The sequence below is a fragment of the Micromonospora maritima genome (assembly GCF_902825405.1).
GTDB classification, from domain to species: domain Bacteria; phylum Actinomycetota; class Actinomycetes; order Mycobacteriales; family Micromonosporaceae; genus Micromonospora; species Micromonospora maritima.
This window is the reverse complement of the sequence record NZ_CADEAU010000887.1, coordinates 1-1,116: the sequence shown is the minus strand read 5'-3', so window position 1 is coordinate 1,116 and position 1,116 is coordinate 1. Positions and strand designations below refer to the sequence as shown.

At 76.8% G+C, this 1,116-nt stretch carries 2 protein-coding genes; both read left to right on the top strand.

Going from position 1 to position 1,116, the window contains the following annotated elements:
• Positions 1-47: 47 nt before the first annotated feature.
• The gene (locus HUW36_RS33275; protein WP_174531634.1) at positions 48-689 is read left to right on the top strand and encodes an NADH-quinone oxidoreductase subunit J family protein; all 642 of its coding nucleotides are present in this window, start codon (positions 48-50) and stop codon (positions 687-689) included.
• On the top strand, positions 686-1,024 hold the full coding sequence (nuoK, locus tag HUW36_RS33270) for an NADH-quinone oxidoreductase subunit NuoK (RefSeq protein ID WP_174531633.1): 339 nt from the start codon (positions 686-688) through the stop codon (positions 1,022-1,024). The genes HUW36_RS33275 and nuoK overlap by 4 nt, the downstream gene beginning before the upstream one ends.
• The last annotated feature ends 92 nt before the right edge of the window (positions 1,025-1,116 follow it).

Here is a 1,116-nt window from a genome sequence, read left to right as displayed (position 1 = left end):
CGGGTACGCCCCGACGCCGCCGGCGAGCCGGGCGGAGGCGCGGCCTCGTGACCGGCGCGGACGTGCTGCTGCTCGCCCTCGGCGCGGTCGCGGTGGGCGCGGGCGCGCTGGTGGTGGCCACCCGGCACCTGGTCCGGGCCGGGTTGTGGCTGGTGGTCTGCCTGGGCGCGCTCGCGGGTGACTACCTGGTGCTGACCGCCGAGCTGGTGGCCTGGGTGCAGGTGCTGATCTACGTGGGCGCGGTGGTGGTGCTGCTGCTGTTCGCGGTCATGCTGACCCGGGCCCCGATCGGCCCCTCCGACGACCTCGACCGACCCGGCTGGCCGGCCGCGCTGGTCGGCGCCGGCAGCGGTCTCGGCCTGACCGTGCTGCTGGTCGACGCGTTCCGCTGGTCGCGGGTGGAGCTGCCCGCCGCGGGCACCGCCGAGCGCCTCGGCGAGCAGGTGTTCCGCTCCTGGGTGCTGCCGTTCGAGGTGCTCTCGGTGCTGCTGCTCGCCGCGCTTGTCGGCGCCATCGTGCTCTCCCGCCCGGACATCGGCCGCCCGTCCCCGTCCGGCCCGACCGTGGCGCCGGCCGCCGGCAGCGGCCCGACGGGCACACCCGCCGCGTCCACCGGGACCGACCCGACCGGAGCGGCCGGACCGGCGGGCCCGGCCGCCGTGGCCGCCGACGAGGGCGGGCGCCGGTGAGACCGGTCATCCCGTACGTCACCGCCGCGCTCCTGTTCGGCCTCGGCGTCTACGGCGTGCTGCGCCGGCGCAACGCCGTGCTGGTGCTGATGGCGGTGGAGCTGATGCTCAACGCGGTCAACCTGGTCCTGGTCACCGCCGACACCACGGTCCGCTCGGCGCTGCCGCACTCCGGGCAGGTGTTCGCGCTGTTCGTCATCGTGCTCGCCGCCGCCGAGATCGGTGTGGGGCTGGCCATCGTGCTCCAGCTCTACCGGCTGCGGGCCAGCGTCACCGTCGACGACGTCCCGCTGGCCGAGCGGACCGCCACCGTCCGGGACGAGGTGGCCTCATGACGCTGTGGCTCGCGGCCGTGCTGCCCGGCGCGCCGCTGGTCGCCGGCCTGCTCGGGCTGCTGCTGCCGCCCGCGTCGAGCGAGGACCGGGCG